General features: G+C 25.9%; 2 protein-coding genes. Both read left to right on the top strand.

Annotation, left to right across the window (positions count from 1 at the left end; translation table 11 throughout):
- Positions 1-2374, top strand: a 2374-nt coding sequence (locus tag VK071_12430; protein HLR36118.1) for a helicase-related protein, incomplete at its 5' end; no start/stop codon positions are given.
- A gap of 12 nt (positions 2375-2386) precedes the next feature.
- Positions 2387-2945 (top strand): hypothetical protein (locus tag VK071_12435; protein ID HLR36119.1); only part of this gene is annotated, 559 nt, incomplete at its 3' end.

Consider the following 2945-nt stretch of genomic DNA (forward strand, 5'->3'; position numbering starts at 1 on the left):
AGAAAAAATACTATCAACATATAATGGAGTATTTATATCAGATGTAGTTGGTCTTGGTAAAACATATATAGGTGCGATGCTAGCAAAAAGATTAAGAGGACGAAAGCTTATAATATGTCCACCAGTCCTTAAAGAAAACTGGGAAAGAGTGTTATGGGAATTTGATGTATCTGCAAAAGTTGAATCTTTAGGTAAACTAGATTCTATATTAAAAATAGATGCAGATTCATATGATTATGTATTTATAGATGAAGCACATAGATTTAGAAATGATGATAATGATACATATGCAAAGTTACATGAAATATGTAATGGAAAAAAAGTAGTATTAATATCAGCTACACCACAAAATAACTATATTAGTGATATTGCTAATCAAATATACTTATTCCAAAATAGGAAGAACTCTAATATAATACCAAATCAGAAAGATTTAGAGGGATTCTTTAAAAAATTAGAAAAAAAATTAAAAAAATATGACAAAGGAACACCAGAATATTTAGAAGTATCTAAAGAAGTATCAACTGAGATAAGAGAAAAGGTACTTAATCATATTATGGTAAGAAGAACTAGAAAAGAAATTATAAAATATTACGATAAAGATTTAAAGTCACAAGGATTAACATTCCCAACATTGAACACACCTGAAAAAATAGTGTATGAGTTTGATAATCAGATAGAAGTAGTATTTAATAAAACCTTAGATACAATAAAAGTTCTTTCTTATTCAAGATACAAAACATTAACATACTTAAATGAAGTTCCCCCTAAATATAAGTCCTTATTAACAGGTCAACAAAATATGGGTGGATTTATGAAAGGTATATTATTAAAACGATTAGAAAGTAGTTTCTACGCTTTTAATAAGACTCTTGATAGATTTATAGAATCTTATGAAAACTTCATATCAATGTATAAATCTGGAGTTGTATATGTTAGTAAAAAATATAATGTATATGAACTAATGAATAATGGAGAAGAAGAAAAATTAGATTTTATTGTTGATAAAGAAGATGCATTTAAGTTTAAATCAGAGGAATTTAATAGCACATTTATAGAAGATTTAGAATTTGATTTATCTAATTTAAAGCGAATAAGACGAATGTGGGACCCTATAGAAAATGATCCTAAATTAGATAAATTTATAGATGATTTAAAGAATAATAAACTTCTTAAAAAATCAAAAATACTTATATTTACTGAATCAAAAGAAACTGCAGAATATTTAAAGAAAAATATAGACATGCATTTTAAAAACCAAACAATACTATTTACTGGTGGTTCTAAAAATAAAGATAGAGATATTATACAAGAAAACTTTAATCCTGATGTTTCTAAAACTAACCAGAAAAATGATTTTAGAATATTAGTAACTACAGATATACTAGCAGAAGGTATAAGTTTGCATAGAGCAAATGTAATAGTAAACTATGATTTACCTTGGAATCCAACTCGAATAATGCAAAGGGTAGGTAGAATAAATCGTGTTGGAACAAAACATGATAATATATATGTATTTAACTTCTTCCCAAGTGCTCAAGTTGGAGAACATATGTCATTAGAAGAGAATATAACTTCTAAAATACAAGCATTCCATGATACATTAGGAGAGGATTTTAAGTATCTTAGTGAAGATGAAGAAGTTGATACCTATGGTATATTTGGAAAAACTTTATATGATAAGCTTAATAGTAAAGAAAGTTTAGAAGAGGAAGACTTTGAAGAAGATTCAACTCTTAAATATTTAAAAATAATAAGAGATTTAAGAGATGAGAATGAAGCTTTATTTATTAAAATAAAAAATTATCCTAGAAAAATAAGAAGTGCTAAGTATTTAGATGAAGATGGAACACTTACATTCTTTAGAAAAGGATATATGAAGCGATTCTTTATATCAGATCAAAGTATTTCAAGAGAAATGACATTCTTAGATGCAATGAAGCTTATGGAGTCAGATAAAGAAGAGAAATATCATAAGATAAGCAATAATTATTATGAAAATTTAGAACAAAATAAAAAAGAACTTGTAAAAACTTTACAAGAGGAAAGTATGGATATATCACCTATTAGAAAAGAAGGTAAGAGCCATGATAAGACTATAATAAAAACTCTTAAAGCCTTAAATGCATATCCAAAGTTTACAGAGAATGAAATAAGTAAAATACATAAATTAATGGATTTATTTGAAGATGGAGCCATACCATCAGCCATAGGTAAAGAAATTGTAAAGATGATAAAAGGTATAGCAGATCCTATAGAAATATTTAATACAATATGGGATTTAGTGCCAGATTCATATATTAAGAATTCAGAGACTAAAGAAGAAATACAAGATTATAACACAGAAGTCGTATTATCTTTAGATTTATTGTAAAGGAGATAAATTATGGACAATAAAGATACTATGCTAAATGAAATATTTAATGAAATGAAAATGTTTGATGAAACTAAATTTTCTAAATTTATTATAAATCTATTAAATTTAGAATCAAAAGATAGAATAAATTCAATAGCACAAAAAGAAGATGAAGGTATATATGAAAACTATATAGACTATGTTAAAGATATAGGTAAATATAGAGATGAAAATAGAAAAATAATATTAGCATCTATAGTTAAATTAAAGTATTCACCAGACAAGGCTAGAACTATGCAGAGAAACTTTATAGCTAAGCATTTAAAAGATACAGGTGCAGATGCAGCAGTTGTAGCACTATATTCAGAAAATACTGATATATGGAGAATATCATTTGTTAAATTAGACTATACATTTGATGTAAATAAGATAACAGGAAATTTACAAACAACAGAAACTATAACTCCGGCTAAGAGATATTCTTATTTAATTGAACCAAAATTAAAAAATCACACAGTTCAAGAACAACTTAGAAATCTGTTATTTGATGACTCTAAGAAACCATCAGTAGAAGATATAGAAAATGTAT

It is taken from the genome of Tissierellales bacterium, assembly GCA_035301805.1.
Lineage (GTDB): Bacteria > Bacillota > Clostridia > Tissierellales > DATGTQ01 > DATGTQ01.